Raw genomic sequence first — 20,918 nt, forward strand, 5'->3', positions numbered from 1 at the left:
ATCAGCCGAAGGTAAAGGCGTACGCCGATACGCCCGGGTCGAGAAATTCGATGGTGAAGGTTCGGTCCTGCACGCCGTCGTTTTGCCGCACCAACTGATACAGGCGTTGTTCAGTCACATGGCCCGTGCCGTCAGGCGCGACATCGACGCCATGGGCATCGCCCGGAACCTGGCCATCGATCATCACCTTGAAGCGCACGGGTTTGCCGTCCGCTGGCGGACCGAGCACCAGATGCAAGTCGCGGGCATGGAAGCGATAAACGATGCGACTGGCCGGCGCACTGGCCGTGGCACGCTCGGCACCCACCGACCATTGACCGCCGAGGCTCCAGTCATTCAGGCCCAGATTGGCCGGTGGGTTGTAGGCCGCGACCTTGTCAGGCACCAGGCTGATTTCCGGTACGAAATGTTCCGCGCGCTGATAACCGACATAGGTTTCCGGCGACAGCACCTCGTTCATGTCCGGCGCCAGTTGCACACCCTTGGCATCGGCATTGATCAAACCATCAGCGACGGTTTTGGCGCCGGCCTCACGCAGCAGTTGTTGGATGACGCGTTCCGACTCGGCGTAGTCCCCTTCGCCAAAATGGTGGTAACGAATGCGTCCCTGGGCGTCAGCAAAGTAATGCGCTGGCCAATATTCGTTGTTGAAAGCACGCCAGATCCTGTAGTCGTTATCGATGGCGACCGGGTAGTTGATACCCAGTTCCTTCATGGCTTTGGTGACGTTGCCCACATCACGCTCGAAGGCGAACTCCGGTGCGTGCACACCGATTACCACGAGACCTTGATCACGATACTTTTCGGCCCAGGCTTTGACATACGGCAACGTGCGCAAGCAGTTGATGCAGGAGTAGGTCCAGAAATCCACCAACACCACTTTGCCTTTCAACGCCTGGGCATCCAGCGGCGCTGAGTTGAGCCATTGGACGGCGCCATCAAGCGGCGGCAACTGACCTTCGACCGGTAAAGTGCCCGGAGCCTTCGCGGCCATTTTCATTGCACCACCAGCGGCCATCATGCTGCCGTTCGCTGCGCCTTCCTCGGCAGGAATCTGCGCCATCATCGTGCCGCTTGCCTTGGCAGATTTGCCTGACAGCTTGCCGACCAGTGCCTGCTCCAGACCACCGGTAGACGCCGTCGATAACCGTGCGAGAACCCCGGTATCGAGTCCCAGCGAAATGGCCACGACGCCGGCCAACATCAATACGCCCAGACCACGACGAATCCATTCACCAGTGCCAATCGAACGCTTCATCAGCGCAAACACCTTACCGCCCAGCAACAGCGCCGCGGCCAGCGAGGTGGCGGCACCCGCCGCGTAGGCGAGCAACAACAGCGTGGTGGCGATGCTTGCGCCTTGCAGGGCGGCGCCGGTCAGAATCAGCCCGAGAATCGGCCCCGCGCACGGCGCCCAGAGCAGCCCGGTGGCTACCCCGATCAGAAACGAAGCGCCGGGACGCGGTCGATTGTCCTGCCCGGCGGCCTCTGACAGACGACTGCCGGCCGACACCAGCGGCCGGGTCAGACGCTCGGCCACACGCGGCAGCAGCAAGGTCAGCCCGAACAGTGCAACGAACAGCAACGCGAGCCAGCGCCCGTACTGATTGACTTGCACCACCCAACCGCCGCCCACCGCCGCCAACGAGGCGACGAGCGCGAAGGTCACCGCCATCCCCGCCAGCAGCGGCAAGCCACTTTTGATAAACGGCTGACCGGTTCGAGCGAAGACAAAAGGCAGAACCGGCAGGATGCACGGACTGACGATCGTCAGCACACCACCGAGATAAGCGAGCACCAAGAGCCACATAAATTCGTCCTGTCTGAAGTGAAGATCGCGAGCGGGTCATGACTCAAGCCGCCACGGCTTTGAAGGTCATCGCCAGGCCGTTCATGCAATAACGCAACCCGGTCGGCTTCGGGCCGTCGTCGAAAACATGGCCCAGATGGCCGCCGCAACGGCGACAGTGAACTTCGTCGCGGGACATGCCGAACGAACGGTCCTGACGCGTTGCCACCGCGTGTTCCAGCGGTGCCCAGAAACTCGGCCAACCGGTGCGGCTGTCGAATTTGGTCGCGGATGAAAACAGCGCCAGATCACAGCCGGCGCAGGCAAATGTGCCAGTGCGATGTTCGTTATTGAGCGCGCTGGTATAGGCCCGTTCGGTGCCTTCCTCACGCAGGATCTGATACTGCTCGTCGCTGAGGATCGAGTGCCATTCACTGTCGCTGTGCGTCACTTCGAACGCCTCGTCCGCGTGTGCCTCGCCGATCACTGCCGTGGCAGTCGACAATTTTGGCAATACACCCGCCACCAGGGCTGCAACCCCCAGCCCGCCGCCCGCTAACAAAATCTGTCGCCGTGAAAACATGGCCGTCTCCGAAAATTGCAGATGCCTTTCATGGAACACAGCCTAGGCTTGGATTGATCGCCAAATCCTCACGGGAAGTTAACGAATTCGTGATAACTCACCCGCAGGAAAACCCGCACAATGCGCTTCACTGCGCCGAAGGATTGAGCTTCATGGAACAGACCAAACGCATCCTCGTGGTCGAGGATGACCAACACATCGCCGATCTGATTTGCCTGCATTTGCGCGATGAACAATTCGAGGTGACACACAGTGCCGACGGTGACGAAGGCATGCGCCTGCTACAGCAAGGGCATTGGGATGCACTGATCCTCGACCTCATGCTGCCCGGGGTCGACGGCCTGGAAATCTGCCGTCGCGCCCGCGCCATGGCGCGCTACACGCCGATCATCATCACCAGCGCGCGCTCCAGTGAATTGCACCGCATTCTGGGCCTGGAACTCGGCGCCGATGATTACCTCGCCAAGCCGTTTTCGATGCTGGAACTGGTGGCGCGGGTCAAAGCGCTGTTGCGCCGGGTCGATGCCATGGCGCGCAATCTGAAAATGGACGCCGGTAGCTTGAGTCTCGACGGGTTGACCATCGACCCGATCACCCGCGAAGTCAGCCTCGACGCTCAGCGTCTGGACCTCACGCCACGGGAGTTCGACCTGCTGTATTTTTTCGCCCGCCAGCCGGGCAAAGTGTTCTCGCGCATGGATCTGCTCAACGCGGTCTGGGGTTACAGCCACGAAGGTTACGAACACACGGTCAACACCCACATCAATCGCCTGCGGGCGAAGATCGAAAAAGACCCGGCCCAGCCCTCTCGCATACTCACCGTGTGGGGTCGCGGCTATAAATTCGGTACCGAGCAGCCATGAAACTGACCCTGACGCAGCGCCTGTCCGTAGTTTTCGCCGTGCTGCTGTTGGTGTGCTGCGGCACATCGGCATGGCTGCAAGTACGTTCCAGCCAGATGCATGAACTGGAAGTGGTGCAGGGCTTGTCACGGGATCTGGCACAACACATCGCCCACGACACGGTGCTGATGGACAGCAACGGTCTGATGCCCGGTGCGGTGCGTGAATTGTTCAGCCAGTTGATGTTGGTCAACCCGAGTGTCGAGGTGTATCTGCTCGACACCGAGGGGCGCATCGTCGGCAATGCCGCCCCCGAAGGCCGCCTGCGTCGGCAACAGGTCGATCTGGCGCCGATCCGCCAACTGCTCAATGACCAGCCGCTGCCGATCCTCGGCGATGACCCGCGCAGTGTCGACGGCCGCAAGGTGTTCAGTGCCGCCCCACTGCAGGTCAACGGCAAAGCCGCCGGTTATCTGTATGTGGTGCTGCTCAGCGAAGCCCATGATCGTTATGCCGAGCGCGGTGCCACCAGCGCTGCGCTCAACACCGCATTGTTGTCGATTGGACTGGTCGCGTTGCTGTGCCTGATCGCCGGTCTGACGGCATTCAACCTGATCACCCGGCCATTGCGGCGACTCACCGAAACGGTCAGCCGTTTTGACATCGATGGCGCGCCGCAACCCGTCCCGGCACCTGTGGATAAATCAGCCGACCCGGATGAAATAGCAGTCCTCGACGCGGCCTTCCGGCAGATGCAGAACCGCCTCGGTGAACAATGGCGCTCGCTGACCCGTCAGGATCAGGAGCGCCGCGAATTGGTGGCGAATATTTCCCACGACTTGCGCACGCCGCTGGCTTCGTTACATGGGTATCTGGAAACCCTGCAACTGAAGGACGCCACGCTGTCGGCCGAGGAACGCCGACGCTATCTCGGCATCGCCCTGGATCAAAGCCGCAAGGTCGGCGGCCTGGCGCAATCACTGCTGGAACTGGTACGCCTTGAGCACGGTTTTGTGCAACCGATACTGGAACGTTTCTCTCTGATCGACTTGGTGCAGGACATCTTCCAGAAATTCGAACTGACGGCGGAGGCGCGGCAGGTCGAACTCAAAGCCCATTTCGTCCCCAATCTGCCGACGGTCTGCGCCGACCTCGGGTTGATCGAACGCGTGCTGACCAACCTGGTGGACAACGCATTGCGCCATACCCCCCAAGGCGGCGAAATCGAATTCGATCTTAAACATCACGGGGCCTTGGTCGATGTGACGGTCAGTGATACCGGCCCCGGCATCGCTCCCGAGTTGCGCGAAGGGTTGTTCCTGCGCCCGTTCAATATCGGTGGCGCAAGGCGGGACGGGGGACTGGGCCTGCGTATCGTGCACCGTATCCTGCAATTACACGGACGCGACATCCAGTTACTGGACATGAGCGGGCGCGGCGCGACGTTCCGCTTCTCGCTATCAACAGATCAGCAAAACGCCGAACAGTGGATGATGCGTTCAATGAATTTGCACAGCCCTGGCAAATAGTTGAGACCGCCGGCCCGTTGATCCGTGACAACGCCGCCCCGCTCCCCTAAATTAGTCGGCCTGAAAAAGCCCTCGGGTTTTCTCATCTCAACCCAAGTTAAAAAGTAGTGAAATTTCAATGTCCGATTTCAACACCGCTGAATCCGTAGTCACCGAATCGTCCAAAGCGGAATACGAAAACTCCATCAATCTTTCACAACACCTGCCACAAGCCAAAATCATCAGCGAGATGGTCCTGGATGCATTCCAGTCGACCCGCGAAAGCGACCAGATCCGCGAGTTGCGTGCGGCGATCCGTCAGGCTCACGACAGCTTCGATGACGACAAGGCCTACGAGCTGATGGGCGAACTCAAGGCGCTGAAAGATGCCGAGGCTGCCGACCTCGCCGCCCTTGAAGACCTCAGCAGCAAGTTTTCGATTGGCCGCATTCTGTCCAGCTTCAAGGATGATCCGGCGTTCCAGGAAATCGTTTACGGCCTGGCGCTGAAAGTGCTGAACCAGACCCATCAGGCGATCAGCAATCCGAGCGGCGGCAAGAGCAAGGCTGCGAAGAAGAAAGAAGTCGAAATCTTCACCATCAGCAAAGACGGCAGCAGCGTGACCCTGCCACTGCGCACGCCGCGTTCGCGCCTGAACGTTGACCGTGCAGCGCTGGAGTTCCTCGGTTTCACCTTCGTTGGTGAAGGCGAGGAAGCGGAACTGGAAAGCGAAGTCTTCGTCGACAACGCCGGCACCGAGCAGGCGGTGAACCGCAAGAACATCATCACCGCGCTGCAACAGCAGACTGCGTTTGATGGCTTTAGTATCGCCGCGCAGTAATTTTCAGCGCTGACGAAAAAGCCCCGCACTGGGATTCAGTGCGGGGCTTTTTGGTTTTCGGCTTGGGATGGGTGAGATGGCCTAAACCGAGGCCCCTCACCCCAGCCCTCTCCCGAGGGAGAGGGAGCCGATCGGGAGATATTCAAGAGATGCACCGAAATGAAAGTGCTGTGCCGAATCCACAATCGCCTCGATCTCTCAGGTCGATGTTTAGCGCAAGACACCTCGGTCAGTCCCCTCTCCCGAGGGAGAGGGCTAGGGTGAGGGCAAGCCGCCAAACAACCCTCAAGCCGAAGGATGCAACGCCACAATCATGTCGACCTCAATCGCCGCATTCTTCGGCAACTGATACACACCGACTGTGCTGCGCGTGTGCCGACCGGCATCACCAAGCACATGACTGAACACGTCCGAGGCACCGTTGGCCACTTCACTCAGGTCAACGAAGTCCGGCGTCGACTTCACGTAAACAGTGACCCGCAACAACGCCTTGATCTTGTCCAGCGAACCCACCGCATCGACGATCAGCGCCAGACAACGCATTGCACTGATACTCGCGGCGGCTTGCGCATCCTTGAGGTTCAGTTCCAGCCCAACCCGACCGGGGTACTGAATCTTGCCGTTAGTGCGCGGCACCATGCCGCTGATGTACAGCTCATCATGATGACGGATCAGCGGCGCATAATTGCCGCCAGCGGTGTTCTCACCATAAATGTCGTAGTTCAGCTCTTGGGCCAAGGCAATAAAACGCTCGTCGCAGGTCATCCTCTCAGTCATTTCGCCCAGCCTTATGATCAGTGCATGAAGAAGCTCGAATCACGGCAGTAAAACACCGAAAAAATGGCTTGGTGCTATCACTGTCGGGGTTGGATCCAAATCTAGGGGTTTTGAACTCCACTCGCAACCCTCACCCTAGCCCTCTCCCAGAGGGAGAGGGAACTGATTGCGGGATATTGACGAGATACACCGACCTGAAAGCGCTCTACCGAATCCAGAATCGCCAAGATTCTTCAGGTCGACGGCGGATTCAAGACAACTCGGTCGACCCCCTCTCCCTCTGGGAGAGGGCTGGGCGGGCGGCGTTCCGATGAGGGGCTTTACGCCAGGCAACAAAAAACCCCGCACATCTCTCAATGTGCGGGGTTTTTCTTCAAGCCTTTGAGGCTTACGGCGCGTACGTCAGCAGCAGCTCTGCCGGCACCTTGAAGTCCAGGGACATCATGACGCTCAACGCAGTGATGGTGAAGATCGAGAACACGAACAGCTTGCGTGCCCAGACTGTGTCATCCACTGCTTTGTAGCCGGTCCAGGCCATGTACAACCAGTACATGCCCATGGCCGCGGCGACGGCGAGGTAGCTCATGCCGGCGTAACCGCTGAAGGTCAGCATCAAGGTCGCCACGAGGAACGCCAGGATGTAGAGCAGGATGTGCTTCTTGGCCACTTGAATTCCGCGCTTCACTGGCAACACCGGAATCGATGCAGCCAGGTAATCGTTGAAGCGGAAGATCGCGATGGCGTAGGAATGCGGCATCTGCCACAGGCTGAACATCACCAGCAACGTCAGCGCGGCCATGTCGAAGCTGTTGGTTACGGCAACGTAACCGATCACTGGCGGCATGGCGCCCGACAGACTGCCCACCAGCGTGCCGTGAACCGACTTGCGCTTGAGGTACAGGCTGTAGAAACCGACGTAGATAACAAAGCCGATTACCGCGAACAGGGCAGCCAACGGGTTGGCCACCTTGTACAACAAGGCAACGCCGAGAACACCAAGGATGGTCGCGTAAACCAGTGCCAGTTTCAGGGAGATCAAGCCCTGTACCAGCACGCGGTTTTTGGTGCGTTCCATCTTCAGGTCGATGTCGCGGTCGATGCAGTTGTTGAACACGCAACCGGAGGCGACGACCAGGGATGTACCGATCATGGCAGCGAGAAACACCGCCAGATCAACATGCCCTTTCGAGGCCAGGAAGAACCCGCCTGCCACAGAAAGCACGTTACCGAAAATGATCCCCGGTTTGGTGATTTGGATAAAGTGCTTGAGCGACATCGGGTCTTACCTCACTTCGCCATCATGTAGGTGTGGATGCTGAACATGATCCACAGCGACAGGCCAACCAGCAGCACGATCACGATCGCGGCGAACACGAAGGCAATCACGTTGTTACGTTGCGCAGCCGAGCGATCCAGGTGCAGGAAGTACACCAGGTGGACAACCACCTGGATCACGGCGAATGCCAGGACGATCATCAAGGTGATCGACTTTGGCAGCGACGGGTACATGACCAGTGCAAACGGAATAGCTGTCAGGATCACCGACAGGATGAAGCCGATCGCGTAGGACTTGACGCTGCCGTGGCTGGCGTCGTCGTGGCTGTCATGGGAGTGTGCATTAGCCATTACAGAGTCCCCATCAGGTAAACAACGGTGAATACGCAGATCCACACCACGTCCAGGAAGTGCCAGAACAGGCTCAGGCAGCTCAGACGGGTCTTGTTGGTCGCCGTCAGGCCGTTTTTCTGCACTTGGTACATCATGATGCCCATCCAGATCAGACCCGCCGAAACGTGCAGACCGTGGGTACCGACCAGGGTGAAGAACGCGGACAGGAAGCCCGAACGGCTAGGACCGAAGCCCTCGGAGATCAGCAGGTGGAACTCGTTGATCTCCATGGCGATAAAGCCTGCGCCCAGCAGGAAGGTCATGAACAACCAACCCAGAACCTGCTGCTTCTTGCCTTTGTACAACGCCAGCATGGCGAAGCCGTAGGTGATCGAACTGAACAACAGCAGAGCGGTTTCGCCCAGCACGTATGGCAGTTCGAAGATGTCGTGGCCCGCTGGGCCACCGGCTACGTTGTTTACCAGTACTGCGTACACCGCGAAGATCGACGCAAACAGAATGCAGTCGGTCATCAGGTAGAGCCAGAAACCGTATACGGTCATCTCGCCCGAATCGTGGTGATGGTCATCGTGCCCATGGTCACCATGGGCGTGTCCAACATTGGTCACTAAGTTCGACATGGTTTAAGCCTGTTCCAACGAGGTTTCAACACGGGTGGCACCGGCCGGGATTTTCCCTGCCGCAACCAGACGCTTGTGCTGCTCGGCTTCGATACGCTCGATCGTTTCAACCGGAACCATATAGCCCTGGTCGTCACGTGCAGCGTGGATCACGAAGTAGATGACGGTGCCGGCCAGGCTGGCGATCGCCAACCACCAGATGTGCCAGATCATCGCAAAACCGAAGACGGTCAACAGTGCGCCCATCACCACGCCAGTGGCGGTGTTGTTCGGCATGTGGATCGGCTCGTACTTGGCCGGTTGCTGGTACGCAGTACCGTTTTCCTTGGCTTCAGTGAACGGGTCGATGCAGTCAGCCTTAGGCAGCACAGCAAAGTTGTAGAACGGAGGTGGCGACGAGGTCGACCATTCCAGAGTGTGTGCATTCCACGGGTCACCGTGATCGCAAACGTTCTCTGGCTTGTTACGGTCACGCACACTCACATAGAGCTGGATCAGCTGGCAGGCAATACCCACCGCGATCATCACCGCACCGAACATGGCAACGTACAGGTACGGTACCCACTCAGGGTTGGTGGTGGCGTTCAGACGACGGGTCATGCCCATGAAGCCCAGTGCATAGAGCGGCATGAACGCGACGAAGAAGCCCGAGATCCAGAACCAGAACGCTGCTTTACCCCAGCCTTCGTGCAGCTTGAAGCCGAACGCTTTCGGGAAGTAGAACGCGAAACCAGCGATGTAACCGAATACCGCACCGCCGATGATCACGTTGTGGAAGTGCGCGATCACGAACAGGCTGTTGTGCAGAACGAAGTCAGCACCCGGGATGGCCAGCAGTACGCCGGTCATGCCGCCGATGGCGAAAGTCACCATGAAGCCCAGGGTCCACAGAACCTGGCTGGTGAAGCGCAGACGGCCCTGGTAGATGGTGAACAGCCAGTTAAATAGCTTCACACCCGTCGGGATGGAAATCAGCATCGTCGCCAGACCGAAGAAGGCGTTGACGCTTGCACCCGAACCCATGGTGAAGAAGTGGTGCAGCCAAACCATGAAGCCCAGTACCGAGATCGCGCCCGAGGCGTAGATCATCGAGTGGTGGCCGAACAGTTTTTTGCCGGTGAAGGCCGAGATCACTTCCGAGAAGATGCCGAATGCCGGCAGGATCAGGATGTAAACCTCAGGGTGGCCCCACGCCCAGAACAGGTTGACGTACATCATTGGATTGCCACCAAGTTCATTGGTGAAAATGTGGAAATCCATGTAACGGTCAAGGGTCAGCAGTGCCAGGGTAGCGGTCAGGATCGGGAACGAAGCCACGATCAGAACGTTTGCCCAGGTGCAGGTCCAGGTGAAGATCGGCATGTCCATCAGTTTCATGCCAGGGGTACGCATTTTCAGCACGGTCGCGAGGAAGTTGACCCCCGTTAGCGTCGTACCTAACCCGGATAACTGTAGCGCCCAGATGTAGTAGTCCATGCCCACGCCAGGGCTGTATTGCAGACCCGACAGTGGTGGATAGGCAACCCAACCGGTCTTGGCGAATTCGCCGACGCCCAGCGACAGGTTGATCAGTACTACGCCGGATACCAGCAGCCAGAAGCTCAGGGAGTTCAGGAACGGGAACGCAACGTCACGTGCGCCGATCTGCAGCGGCACTGCAAGGTTCATCAGGCCGGTGAAGAATGGCATCGCCATGAAGATGATCATGATCACACCGTGAGCGGTGAAGATCTGGTCATAGTGTTCAGGTGGCAGGTAGCCAGGCGAACCCTCGGTGGCCATGGCCAACTGGGTACGCATCATGATGGCGTCGGCAAAACCGCGCAGCAGCATGACCATGGCGACGATGATGTACATCACGCCGATTTTCTTGTGGTCAACCGAGGTCAACCACTCGGTCCACAAGTACGTCCACTTCTTGAAGTAGGTGATTGCAGCGAACAACGCCAGACCACCGAGCGCGATCATGGAGATGGTAATCATCACAATCGGTTCGTGGAACGGGATCGCTTCCCAACTTAATTTACCAAACATCGTTTACTCCTCTGCCCCGGCAGCTGAATGCGAACTCGAGTCAATTTCCGTGGCCGCCACTTCTTTCTCTTTCTTCTCGTGCTTCAGCGGCTTGCCCGGCTTCATACCTTCGTACTTGTCGACGATGATCTGGAACTGGTTCGGCGTGACCGAGGAGTAGAGCTCGACTGGGTTGTTCTGGCTCGGTTTGGCAAGGGCCGCGTATTCAGCTTGATCAAGCTGTTTAGGTGACTTCTTGACTTCACTTACCCAGGCGTCGAAATCTTCCTGAGTGGTGGAGATAGCCTTGAATTTCATACCGGTGAAACCCGCGCCGCTGTAGTTGGCGGAGATACCGTCCATTTCAGCGTTACGGTCAGCGATCAGGTGCAGCTTGGTCTGCATACCCGCCATCGCGTAGATCTGGCCGCCCAGACCCGGGATGAAGAACGAGTTCATCACAGCGTCAGAGGTGATCTTGAAGTTGATTGGCGTGTGCGCCGGGAACACGATCTTGTTGACCGTGGCAATGCCTTGTTCCGGGTAGATGAACAGCCACTTCCAGTCCAGCGCGACCACTTCGATGGTCACAGGCTTGACGTCGGACTGGATCGGACGATACGGGTCCAGTTCGTGGGTCGAAATGTAGGTGATGTAACCCAGGGCAATGATGATCAGAACCGGGATGGTCCAGACTGCCACTTCGATTTTGGTCGAGTGCGACCATTTCGGGGTGTAGACGGCGTTCTTGTTCGACGCGCGGTACTTCCAGGCGAACAGGAAGGTCATGACGATGACCGGCACAACGACCAACAGCATCAGCAGGGTCGCGGTGATGATCAGGTTGCGCTGTTCCAGGCCGACCTGGCCCGTTGGATTGAGCAAGGTCATGTTGCAGCCTCCCAGCAACAACGTGCCGAGCAGCGGCACTAGGCCTAGTAATCTGGGGTACCTGTTTTTACTCATCTCACGACCTCTAAAGCAGCTTGCGCAATGCAGTTGGGTTTTGATCGCCAACACTTCACCCTGCCAAGGGTTGGCATTTTCTTTGGATTGAATAAGGGCCGCCCGTCGCGCGTCAGACGCTCGACAAAACCTGGGACAGCGGTCAGTTCTTATTCGAATTCGTGGTCAAAGGCCTTGTTACAGACCAATTCCATTTGGTGCGGAAAGTTGGAAGGCACCGACACCTGGGTGTCTTGAAAGCCTTGCGACTCGCTCGACACCCGACTTTCTGCGCAGCGCCTTAATAAAAAGCGTTCCTTAATAAAGGCTGAACAGTGCCGGGAATTCAGTGCGGGCGATTGTAGATAGGTAGCGCCCTATACACCATGTCTTATCCCGAAATAATTTTTATCGATTCGAGCAACAATCCATCGCCATTTTTGCAAAAGTGCCGCATGTTATCGAAATCGATTCTCAACAAAAACACCAAAAATTGTAGGTGTACCTGCCTCAGTTCAGACAGCTCTGAAGGCTTTTTCCTATCACTGATGTAGCGCAAAGCCCGATAACCCAAGGCTTTTGGCCATATGCCAGCGCTTGTTAAAACTGCCTGCTCTGGCACTCTCGTGCTAAAGCCGAAAAACGCCGAAACAGACCAATCCTTTTTTGTAACAGCGCAGCAATCCGTGCCGCTCACGAGGCCTGGGACACGCCGTGTGTGACAACATGTCGCACACCTGTCACACCCTCACTTGCCGTTCGTCACGGTGTTTTCACCAACACTCTGAAAATGCAAAACGCCCCGATTTGCTGATCCGCAAATCGGGGCGCTTTCTGTATCGGCCAGTCAGCCGAATAGTTGATTCAGCGCAGTGCTTTTCGGTTACGCGAGGTCAGCAGCGGCACCAGGATCACCACCAGCACGAACGCCACGAGCGCCCATTGCGCCAGCGACAGACCGAGGATCGGCGGGTACGGCGTCGAGCAGAAACCGTCGACCTGGAAGCCCAGCGGGAAGATCTTCGCCAGCGGCAGATCATCGACAATCGGCTGCAGCACATCGATGCCACAGCTCACCGCCGGATAGAACTGGGTGTACACGTGATGCCCGGCCACCGCCGCCCCGGCAAGCGCGCAAATCACCACCAGTACTTCAAACACGGTGATGCTGCGACGGGTGCGCATGGCCGCGCCGATGAACGCAAACAACGCGATCAGCAGCAACGCATAGCGCTGCAGAATGCACAGCGGGCATGGCGCCTCGCCAAGCACGATCTGCATGTACAGCGCACCACCGATCAGTGCCAGGCAGATGATGCCCAACAGCACCAGAAAGCGCCGCTCACGTCCCAATCGAATCGTTTCCTCGCTCATCGCGTTTCCTTTATATGTCCATGGTTCAACCGGCTCGCGGCTGAAGGTTGTCGCAAGTCTACACCGGGGGAATAAACGATAAAGCGGTTAAGAAACGATTAACCTCTTAAACTCGGTTCACAAATTCAGGACCCATAACGGCCTTCGCGAGCAAGCTCGCTCCCACTTTGAATTTGCGTCAAACACAAATCCTGTGGGAGCGAGCTTGCTCGCGAAGGTGGCGACTCGGTCTTAGATCATTCCAAAGCTGAAGCCGGCCCGAAGAACTCATAACGGCTCTGCTTCTCCGGCACACCCAACGCTTTCAGATGCCGCTTGATCGCGCCCATGAAACCCTTCGGCCCAAGGAAGTAAGCGTCGATATCACGCTGCTGCGGCAGCCATTCACCCAACAAGTCCTGACTCAACATCCCGACCTGGTCCGCCGCCGGGCTCACGCCGTCATCTTCGGCGTAGCAGTAGAAGCGCTTGAGTTGCGGGTGACGCTCAGCCAAGTCATCAATCCAGTCACGGAACGCATGCACGCTGCCGTTGCGCGCGCAGTGGATAAAGTGCACCGGCCGCTCGGTTTCCAGCGCCGCTTCCAGCATCGCCAGAGTCGGCGTGATGCCGACACCGCCGCTGATCAGCACCAACGGCTTGTCGCTCGCGGTCAAGGTGAACTCACCCGATGGCGGGAACAGTTGAATGCTCGCGCCGACATGCAGTTGATCGTGCAAGTGATTGGACGCACGGCCACCCGGTTCGCGCTTGACGCTAATGCGGTACTGACCGTTGTTGGCCAATGCCGACAACGAGTAGTTGCGGCGGATTTCTTCACCGTCGAGGATCAGTTTCATGCCGATGTACTGACCCGGCTCGGCCGAGAGGATAGGGCCTTTATCTGCCGGTTCGAAGTAGAACGAAATGATTTCTGCGCTCTCCTCGACCTTGGCCGCGACGATGAACTCCCGCGCCCCGCGCCAGCCACCGACGGCCTGTTCTTTTTCGTCGTAAATGGCGGTTTCGGCGCCGATCAGAATGTCCGCCAATTGCCCGTATGCCGCGCCCCAGGCGCTCATCACTTGCGGCGTGGCGATCTCTTCGCCGAGCACTTCGCAGATGGCGCGCAGCAAGCAAGTGCCGACAATCGGGTAATGCTCCGGGAGGATCTGCAAGGCGACGTGCTTGTTGATGATCTTCGCCACCAGATCGCCCAACTGGTCGAGCTGATCGATGTGCCGGGCATACATCAACACGCCGTTGGCCAGCGCGCGCGGCTGGTCACCGCTGGCCTGATGCGCCTGGTTAAACAGCGGCCGGACTTCCGGGTATTCAGAGAGCATCATGCGATAGAAGTGAGTGATCAGCGCTTCACCGCCGCTTTCCAGCAGAGGCACGGTGGACTTGACGATGGCACGATCCTGGACGCTAAGCATAAGGTTGACTCCTGAGCTTCGTTGAAAAGTTACCTTAGGCTTATCAGATTCCATGCCAACTTTTTTATCTATATAAATCAATAGGTTGAAAACTAAGTAGTCATAAAGACTCAACGACCTTTATAGTCATCCCGACTACATCTTGTCTCTTTGACTACGAGCCCATGACCGCCAAATCCCTGCTCACTGCGCTGCTTCCTCTAGTCTCCGACCTGTCCCGCGAACTTCCGGAAGGCGAACGTTACCGACGCCTGCTCGAAGCCATGCGCGCCCTGCTGCCCTGCGATGCGGCGGCGTTGTTGCGCCTCGACGGCGAAGCGCTGGTGCCGCTGGCGGTGGACGGTTTGAGCACTGACACCCTCGGCCGACGCTTTAAAGTCAGCGAGCATCCGCGCTTTGAAATTTTGCTGAGCGGCGCCGGACCCACGCGCTTCGCCGCCGACAGCGACTTGCCCGATCCATATGACGGTCTGGTCGATGGCCTCGACGAACACCTCGAAGTCCACGATTGCCTCGGCTGTCCTTTGTTTGTCGATGAAAAACTCTGGGGCCTGATTACCCTCGACGCCCTCGATCCTGAACGTTTCGAGCCGATCGAGCTCGACGCCCTGCAAGCTTTCGCCAGCCTCGCCTCAGCCACGGTCAACGCTGCCGAACGCATTCAACGCCTGGCCAATCGCGCTGAAGACGAACACCAGCGCGCCGAGGTGTATCGCCAGGCCAGCGGTCAGCAGAACCGCGAAATGATCGGTCAGAGCAAGGCACTGAAAAAACTGGTCGAGGAAATCAAACTGGTCGGCGGCAGTGATCTGACCGTGTTGATCACCGGCGAAACCGGGGTTGGCAAAGAGCTGGTCGCGCAAGCGATTCACGCCGCCTCGCCAAGGGCCGACCAACCGATCATCAGCCTCAACTGCGCCGCCCTCCCCGACACCCTGGTCGAAAGCGAATTGTTCGGCCACGTGCGCGGCGCCTTCACCGGCGCCACCAGCGACCGTCGCGGCAAGTTCGAACTGGCCAATGGCGGCACGCTGTTTCTCGATGAGGTCGGCGAGTTGTCGCTGACCGTGCAGGCGAAATTGCTCCGCGTTTTGCAAAGCGGCCAGTTGCAACGGTTGGGGTCGGACAAGGAGCATCAGGTCGATGTGCGCCTGATTGCCGCGACTAACCGCGACCTCGCCGAAGAGGTGCGCAGCGGTCGCTATCGCGCTGACTTCTACCATCGCCTCAGCGTCTACCCTTTGCGCGTACCGGCGCTGCGTGATCGCGGCCGCGATGTGTTGTTGCTCAGTGGTTTCTTCCTCGAGCAGAACCGCTCGCGCATGGGCCTCAACAGCCTGCGCCTGAACAGCGACGCTCAGGAAGCGCTGCTCGCCTACACGTGGCCGGGCAATGTGCGTGAGCTGGAACACTTGATCGGCCGCAGTGCGTTGAAGGCTCTGGGCAACTGCAAGGTGCGGCCGAAGATTCTCAGTTTGAGTGCGGCGGATCTGGATTTGCCGCGCGAGGTTGTGGATAACTCGGTTGAGGCGGTTGCCGGTGCGGTGGCTGAGATGCCGCTGGTCAGCGGGGATTTGCGCAGTGCGACCGAGCAGTATCAGCGGCGGTTGATCAGTGCGGCGCTGGAACGCAATCAGGATAATTGGGCGAGCGCGGCGCGGGAGTTGGGGCTGGATCGGGCGAATCTGGGGCGCATGGCTAAACGTCTGGGCATGAAGAGCTAAAAGCACACCCTCACCCTAGCCCTCTCCCGGAGGGAGAGGGGACTGATTGGGGGATATTGAAGAGTTCCGCCGACGTGACCCTGCTTTGCCGAATCCATAATCAACTCGGTTTCTCAGGTCGATGCATAACATCGAACAACTCGGTCGGCCCCCTCTCCCTCCGGGAGAGGGCTGGGCGGGCGGCGTTCCGATGAGGGGCTTTGGCTTTGGCTTTTGATCGAAACGCCACCCGACAACTAACCTAAAGCCCACACCTTTAACGCCGATAACCCGGCATCAATAGTTTCTGGCGATTTACACCCTCGCCCACCACCTTTCCACAGAAGGTTCATATGTCCTCCACCAAAGCCCGCGCAGACTCACTTTCGCTTCTGCTGTTTACCTTGCGCAGCGGCAAGTTGATGGCGATCAACCTGCTGAAAGTCAGTGAAATCATCCCCTGCCCGCCGCTGACCAAACTGCCGGAGTCGCACCCGCACGTCAAAGGCATCGCCACCCTGCGCGGCGCCTCGCTGTCGGTCATCGACCTCAGCCGTGCCATCGGCGAGCGGCCGCTGGAAGACCCGAACGGTGGCTGCCTGATCGTCACCGACGTCAGCCGTTCGAAGCAGGGCCTGCACGTACAAGCGGTGAGCAAAATCGTTCACTGCCTGACCACCGACATCAAACCGCCGCCATTCGGCTCCGGTGGCTCGCGCGCCTACATCACCGGCGTGACCTCGGTGGACGGCACGCTGGTGCAGGTGCTGGACATCGAAAAGGTTATCCACAGCATCGCCCCGGCGCAGATCGAAATGGCCCCGACCGACCTGAGCATGGAAGACGCCGACGTACTCGGCAACGCGCGGATTCTGGTGGTCGACGACAGCCAGGTGGCGCTGCAGCAATCGGTGCACACCCTGCGCAACCTCGGCCTGCAATGCCACACCGCACGTAGCGCCAAGGAAGCCATCGACTGCCTGCTCGACCTGCAAGGCACCGCGCAGCAGATCAACCTGATCGTCTCCGACATCGAAATGTCCGAAATGGACGGCTACGCCTTCACCCGCACCCTGCGCGAGACGCCGGACTTCGCCCACTTGTACGTGCTGCTGCACACCTCGCTCGACAGCGCGATGAACAGCGAGAAAGCGCGGCTGGCCGGGGCGAACGGCGTGCTGACCAAGTTCTCCTCGCCGGAACTGACCCACTGCCTGATCGAAGCGGCCAAACACGTCGCCGCCCAAGGGCACTGAGTCTTGGCTGAAAGATATTGTCTTTTGATGCGGCGCGACTTGAGTGAAGTCGTGCCGCAGGCGCAATGGCCGTCAGGCATCGAATGCTGCGTCTACCGCGCAGAACTGGCGCCAGCGGTGCATCAGTTGATGCAACTCGGATACCGCGATGGCGGTGGTCGCGTACCGCCGCTGGAAGACTGGCAGCGGCGGTTTGAGTCCGATCCCGAATACGATCCGACGCTGTGTGTCATCGCCCACGATGCCGACGGCGTGATTGGCGTGGCGCAGTGCTGGACCAGTGCCTACATCAAGAATCTGGTGGTGCATCCGCGCGCTCAGGGACGGGGGCTGGGCCGCACACTGCTGCTCAATGCATTCAAGGTGTTTCAGCAACGGCGCGAAGGTTTTGTCGATTTGAAAGTGCTGGAAGACAACCTGCGGGCGCAGCGCTTGTATGAAAGTGCCGGGATGTATGTGGTCCGCCGCGAGCTGGTGCCGGACTGAAAGTCCGTTATCGCCCTACAGAGATTGGCGGCGTTCACAAAACCTGTGGGAGCTGGCTTGCCAGCGATGGCGGCCTCAAAGACAACTTTCCCCCTCAAGCACACTCCAACCTTGGCCACCCACGACCAAGGATGCCCACCATGAAAGCCATCACTGCAAGCCTGCTCTGCCTCACCGCCCTCGCCTCTCAAGCCCACGCCTCCAGCCCCGACGCCTGGGCTGCCTACGACAAAACCGTGCTCGCCAGTTGCACCAAGGCCAGCGGCCTGAAAAACGCCAAACCGGTCGGCACCCCCGCCCAATTCGACGACCGCGTCGGCTACACCGCCGTTCTGCTGCAAGGCCAATACCCGCAAAAACACATGAAAGGTCAGCAAGGCACCGAACTGTGTCTGTACAACAAACAGTCGAAAACCGCCTTCGTCACGGAGTGGGACTCGATCCGCCCGCCCGTTAAAACCCAGTGAATGGCGCATAACTTGCTTCGATCCAGTTCTGTGCGGTGGTTTTCCGCCACCGTTTAACACCCTGATTGAAGACAGATCGCTCAATGAATACGACGTTTTCCTGCGTAGGCTGCGGCAAATGCTGCACCGACCACCATGTCCCGTTGACTCTGGCCGAAGCCCGCATGTGGGCGGCGGATGGCGGTCAGGTGATCGTGCTGGTCGAGGCTTTTCTTGGTAATGGCCTGGGTTTGCCGGCGCAGCAGCGGGAACACGCCGAACGTCGCTCAGCGGTCGTTCGCAGCGGCGCGACAGACGCCCATGTGGCAATCACCTTCGCCGCGTACAACGTCGGCCCCTGTCGGAATCTTGACGAGGACAAGCTGTGCCGGATCTACGAGCGGCGGCCATTGGTGTGCCGCATTTATCCGGCAGAAATCAATCCGCATATCCCGCTTAACCCCGACGCCAAGGATTGTCCACCGGAGTCGTGGCAACAGGGACCGGTGTTGATTGCCGGGGGCGAGTTGGTTGATCAGGAACTGGTGGAGTTGATTCAACGCTCTCGCCAGGCGGATCGTGATGACATCGGCATCAAGGAGGCGATCTGCGCGATGCTCGGGATTCGCACCACGGCGCTGAAGGGTGACGGGTTTACCGCGTATTTGCCGAATATGGATGCGTTTGCGGCCGTGATCAATCAGGTGCGCGCGCAGCCACTGACGACTGCGCCGAGTGAGTGGGCGTTTCATGTGTCCGGGGATGATGTGGCCGGGCAAGTGTTGGCAGCCGGGGCACAGGTGGTGACTGAACCAGCGCAGACGTATGCGTTCATTTCGCTGCGTGCGGCTTGATCCAGATTCTTTAGCGTCCGCCCGGGCCTCATCGCTGGCAAGCCAGCTCCCAGAGGTATCTCGGGCGTTCACATAATTTGTGTACGACAGAGAACCCTTTGGGAGCTGGCTTGCCAGCGAAAGGGCCGGCACAGGCAGTATCAATCGCCGCGTTGAGCGCAGGCGGGATTAAAACTCAGCGCTTGCCCATCGAACGACGGGTGCCCGGCGGCGCCATGCCCGGGGTCTTGGTGTGGCCGTTCTTGGCGCCGTTTTTGTACCACGGCTGGTTCGAGCCTTTGGCAGAAGCCAGTTCGCCCGGTTTGAAAGGAAATTTGAACGCCGGGATATCGGCTTTGTTGTCGCTGGTATCGGCCAGTTCAGCCGAGACATCGCTCACGGCGTCGTCAACCGGCGGCAGGGTCGGGGAAGTCATAAAAGCTCCGGAAAGCAAAAAGTCGGGCCCGATCAGTGAGCCGCGAAGGCGCGCAGTATACCTGTGCGCCATGGCTCGGCACCTGAAGATTTGCAGCGCACGCCGAACGGTTTACAGGTAACTGATGATGACGATGCCTTTGTCGGTCGAGGTCTTCAGCGCTTCGTAGCGCATGGAAATCGGCAGCGCCTGATGACTGCAGGCGTTGCGCTCAGTGTCGACATCGACTTTCACGCCGGGCTTGATTTCAATCTGGCGAGACTCACGAGACGCAAACGCCCCGACCGGTCCGACCTGACAGCCCGAGTCAACGATTTGCCCGGTGAAGCGGATCTCGCCGGATTGACTGGCAGGCGCAGCGAAGGCTGCGAGTGGAAGCAAGAGAAGCACAGACGGCAGAGCGGTTTTCAGCTTCATTTCAAGACACTCCCGGGATGAGCGGCCCAGAGAACCCGGGCTACACAATGTTTATCCGCGTGCTGGGACGGATCTTGAGAAGCTTAGTGGGCAAATAAGTCCCTGATTGGGACTGATCGGTCCCTTTTTGGGACTGCTTAACAAAAAATGGCCGTTAGAGACGCGGTGCCCAATCAGACGTCCGTTTCTCACGCGGCGAAGTGGGTGGCAGCTATGTGCGGGGTGAGAAACCGGAAAAATAGGAAACCGGCCAGACCGAAGTCTGCCCGCACATAGCCGCCATGAAGCACTTGCAAGCAGCGGACAAGCCGCCGGCAATTATGCGGACTGATGGACTGAATCACTAATTTTTCAGGGTTCTCACACCCGATCACCGAGTTTTCGGCGACAACCAGAGACTAGAGAGCGCGCGTCCGACGGACAACCTGAAAACCTTGTGGGAAGGTTCTGGTTATTTGACACAAATTTAAACAGCCAAAAGCCAACCCTCACCCTAGCCCTCTCCCGGAGGGAGAGGGGACTGACCGAGTTGTTTGGGATAGCTACGTCGACGTGCGATACCGTGTTGAACTCAGATTATGAAACAGATCAAAAGCCCCTCACCCTAGCCCTCCCGAAACGTCGGACCGCCCGTAGGGAGAGGGAACTGACCGCGTGGACTGGAAGAGATACGCCGACGTGCAATACCGCGTTGAACTCAGACTTTGAAAAACACACAAATCGGCTCCCTCTCCCTCGGGAGAGGGCTGGGGTGAGGGGCAAATCCAACACCTAACCAAAGCCGAACACCCGCTCTTCACCACTCAATAGGCCGAGTGTCAGCTCGCCTGCTCTTGATCTTGATCTTGATCCACGGGCGACGTCGGAAGGCTGAGTGGAGGGATTGATCCGGGCGTGGGAGCGTAGCGACCGTTTGGCGCAGCCAAACACAGCGAGAGGAGGTGCAGCGCAGCAAACCGTAGGCGCTGCGCCCGGATCGATCCCGCAGCGAAGGAACCCCGA

General features: G+C 58.6%; 20 protein-coding genes. 8 read left to right on the forward strand and 12 right to left on the reverse strand.

Annotated elements, in window-relative coordinates; all coding sequences use genetic code 11:
- Nucleotide 1: 1 nt before the first annotated feature.
- A complete protein-coding gene (locus tag WA225_RS03950) occupies nucleotides 2-1,810 on the reverse strand; it encodes a cytochrome c biogenesis protein DipZ (RefSeq protein WP_422606953.1) in 1,809 nt (602 codons plus the stop codon).
- 43 nt (nucleotides 1,811-1,853) lie between these two features.
- Nucleotides 1,854-2,372, reverse strand: a complete 519-nt coding sequence (gene msrB, locus WA225_RS03955; protein ID WP_422606954.1) for a peptide-methionine (R)-S-oxide reductase MsrB — start codon at nucleotides 2,370-2,372, stop codon at nucleotides 1,854-1,856.
- Between the two features lie 152 nt (nucleotides 2,373-2,524).
- Between msrB and WA225_RS03960 the strand changes: the two genes are divergently transcribed.
- The 3 genes from WA225_RS03960 (at nucleotide 2,525) to WA225_RS03970 (ending at nucleotide 5,563) form a co-directional block, all read left to right on the forward strand.
- Nucleotides 2,525-3,235 (forward strand): response regulator transcription factor, encoded by a 711-nt coding sequence (locus WA225_RS03960; RefSeq protein WP_397484086.1) that lies wholly within the window; start codon nucleotides 2,525-2,527, stop codon nucleotides 3,233-3,235.
- Nucleotides 3,232-4,743 (forward strand): ATP-binding protein, encoded by a 1,512-nt coding sequence (locus tag WA225_RS03965; RefSeq protein WP_422606955.1) that lies wholly within the window; start codon nucleotides 3,232-3,234, stop codon nucleotides 4,741-4,743. The genes WA225_RS03960 and WA225_RS03965 overlap by 4 nt, the downstream gene beginning before the upstream one ends.
- A 118-nt stretch (nucleotides 4,744-4,861) precedes the next feature.
- Nucleotides 4,862-5,563, forward strand: a complete 702-nt coding sequence (locus WA225_RS03970; RefSeq protein WP_422606956.1) for a hypothetical protein — start codon at nucleotides 4,862-4,864, stop codon at nucleotides 5,561-5,563.
- 285 nt (nucleotides 5,564-5,848) lie between these two features.
- On the opposite strand, the gene WA225_RS03975 is transcribed toward WA225_RS03970, so the two are convergent.
- The 8 genes from WA225_RS03975 to hmpA form a co-directional block, all read right to left on the reverse strand.
- On the reverse strand, nucleotides 5,849-6,340 hold the full coding sequence (locus tag WA225_RS03975) for a RidA family protein (protein WP_311996532.1): 492 nt from the start codon (nucleotides 6,338-6,340) through the stop codon (nucleotides 5,849-5,851).
- 388 nt (nucleotides 6,341-6,728) lie between these two features.
- On the reverse strand, nucleotides 6,729-7,616 hold the full coding sequence (gene cyoE / locus WA225_RS03980; RefSeq protein WP_053123579.1) for a heme o synthase: 888 nt from the start codon (nucleotides 7,614-7,616) through the stop codon (nucleotides 6,729-6,731).
- 11 nt (nucleotides 7,617-7,627) lie between these two features.
- Nucleotides 7,628-7,966, reverse strand: coding sequence for a cytochrome o ubiquinol oxidase subunit IV (gene cyoD / locus WA225_RS03985; protein WP_129395409.1), 339 nt, complete (start codon nucleotides 7,964-7,966; stop codon nucleotides 7,628-7,630).
- Entirely contained in the window at nucleotides 7,966-8,589 is a 624-nt protein-coding gene (gene cyoC / locus WA225_RS03990; RefSeq protein WP_422606957.1) for a cytochrome o ubiquinol oxidase subunit III, read from the reverse strand. Before cyoC ends, cyoD begins: the two co-directional genes overlap by 1 nt.
- 3 nt (nucleotides 8,590-8,592) lie before the next feature.
- Nucleotides 8,593-10,623 (reverse strand): cytochrome o ubiquinol oxidase subunit I, encoded by a 2,031-nt coding sequence (cyoB, locus tag WA225_RS03995; protein ID WP_422606958.1) that lies wholly within the window; start codon nucleotides 10,621-10,623, stop codon nucleotides 8,593-8,595.
- A 3-nt stretch (nucleotides 10,624-10,626) separates the two neighbouring features.
- Nucleotides 10,627-11,568 carry a ubiquinol oxidase subunit II gene (cyoA, locus tag WA225_RS04000; protein WP_007916947.1) on the reverse strand — a complete coding sequence of 314 codons (942 nt, stop codon included), beginning with the start codon at nucleotides 11,566-11,568 and terminating at the stop codon, nucleotides 10,627-10,629.
- A gap of 843 nt (nucleotides 11,569-12,411) precedes the next feature.
- Entirely contained in the window at nucleotides 12,412-12,921 is a 510-nt protein-coding gene (locus tag WA225_RS04005) for a disulfide bond formation protein B (RefSeq protein WP_095123228.1), read from the reverse strand.
- Nucleotides 12,922-13,157: 236 nt separating this feature from the next.
- Nucleotides 13,158-14,339, reverse strand: coding sequence for an NO-inducible flavohemoprotein (gene hmpA, locus WA225_RS04010; RefSeq protein WP_422606959.1), 1,182 nt, complete (start codon nucleotides 14,337-14,339; stop codon nucleotides 13,158-13,160).
- Between the two features lie 164 nt (nucleotides 14,340-14,503).
- Between hmpA and norR the strand changes: the two genes are divergently transcribed.
- The 5 genes from norR (at nucleotide 14,504) to WA225_RS04035 (ending at nucleotide 19,084) form a co-directional block, all read left to right on the forward strand.
- A complete protein-coding gene (norR, locus tag WA225_RS04015; protein WP_422606960.1) occupies nucleotides 14,504-16,063 on the forward strand; it encodes a nitric oxide reductase transcriptional regulator NorR in 1,560 nt (519 codons plus the stop codon).
- 332 nt (nucleotides 16,064-16,395) lie between these two features.
- On the forward strand, nucleotides 16,396-17,298 hold the full coding sequence (locus tag WA225_RS04020; RefSeq protein WP_034156080.1) for a chemotaxis protein CheV: 903 nt from the start codon (nucleotides 16,396-16,398) through the stop codon (nucleotides 17,296-17,298).
- 27 nt (nucleotides 17,299-17,325) lie between these two features.
- Nucleotides 17,326-17,784: a GNAT family N-acetyltransferase gene (locus tag WA225_RS04025; protein ID WP_422606961.1), complete on the forward strand. Its 459-nt coding sequence runs from the start codon at nucleotides 17,326-17,328 to the stop codon at nucleotides 17,782-17,784.
- A 140-nt stretch (nucleotides 17,785-17,924) separates the two neighbouring features.
- A complete protein-coding gene (locus WA225_RS04030) occupies nucleotides 17,925-18,251 on the forward strand; it encodes a hypothetical protein (RefSeq protein WP_422606962.1) in 327 nt (108 codons plus the stop codon).
- An 83-nt stretch (nucleotides 18,252-18,334) separates the two neighbouring features.
- Entirely contained in the window at nucleotides 18,335-19,084 is a 750-nt protein-coding gene (locus tag WA225_RS04035; protein WP_422606963.1) for a YkgJ family cysteine cluster protein, read from the forward strand.
- A 175-nt stretch (nucleotides 19,085-19,259) separates the two neighbouring features.
- On the opposite strand, the gene WA225_RS04040 is transcribed toward WA225_RS04035, so the two are convergent.
- Together WA225_RS04040 and WA225_RS04045 are read right to left on the reverse strand one after the other, a co-directional pair.
- A complete protein-coding gene (locus tag WA225_RS04040) occupies nucleotides 19,260-19,499 on the reverse strand; it encodes a hypothetical protein (RefSeq protein WP_422606964.1) in 240 nt (79 codons plus the stop codon).
- Nucleotides 19,500-19,610: 111 nt separating this feature from the next.
- Nucleotides 19,611-19,916, reverse strand: a complete 306-nt coding sequence (locus tag WA225_RS04045) for a type 1 fimbrial protein (protein ID WP_242206784.1) — start codon at nucleotides 19,914-19,916, stop codon at nucleotides 19,611-19,613.
- Nucleotides 19,917-20,918 lie beyond the last annotated feature (1,002 nt).

The sequence above is a fragment of the Pseudomonas sp. genome (genome assembly GCF_049300855.1).
Classification (GTDB): domain Bacteria; phylum Pseudomonadota; class Gammaproteobacteria; order Pseudomonadales; family Pseudomonadaceae; genus Aquipseudomonas.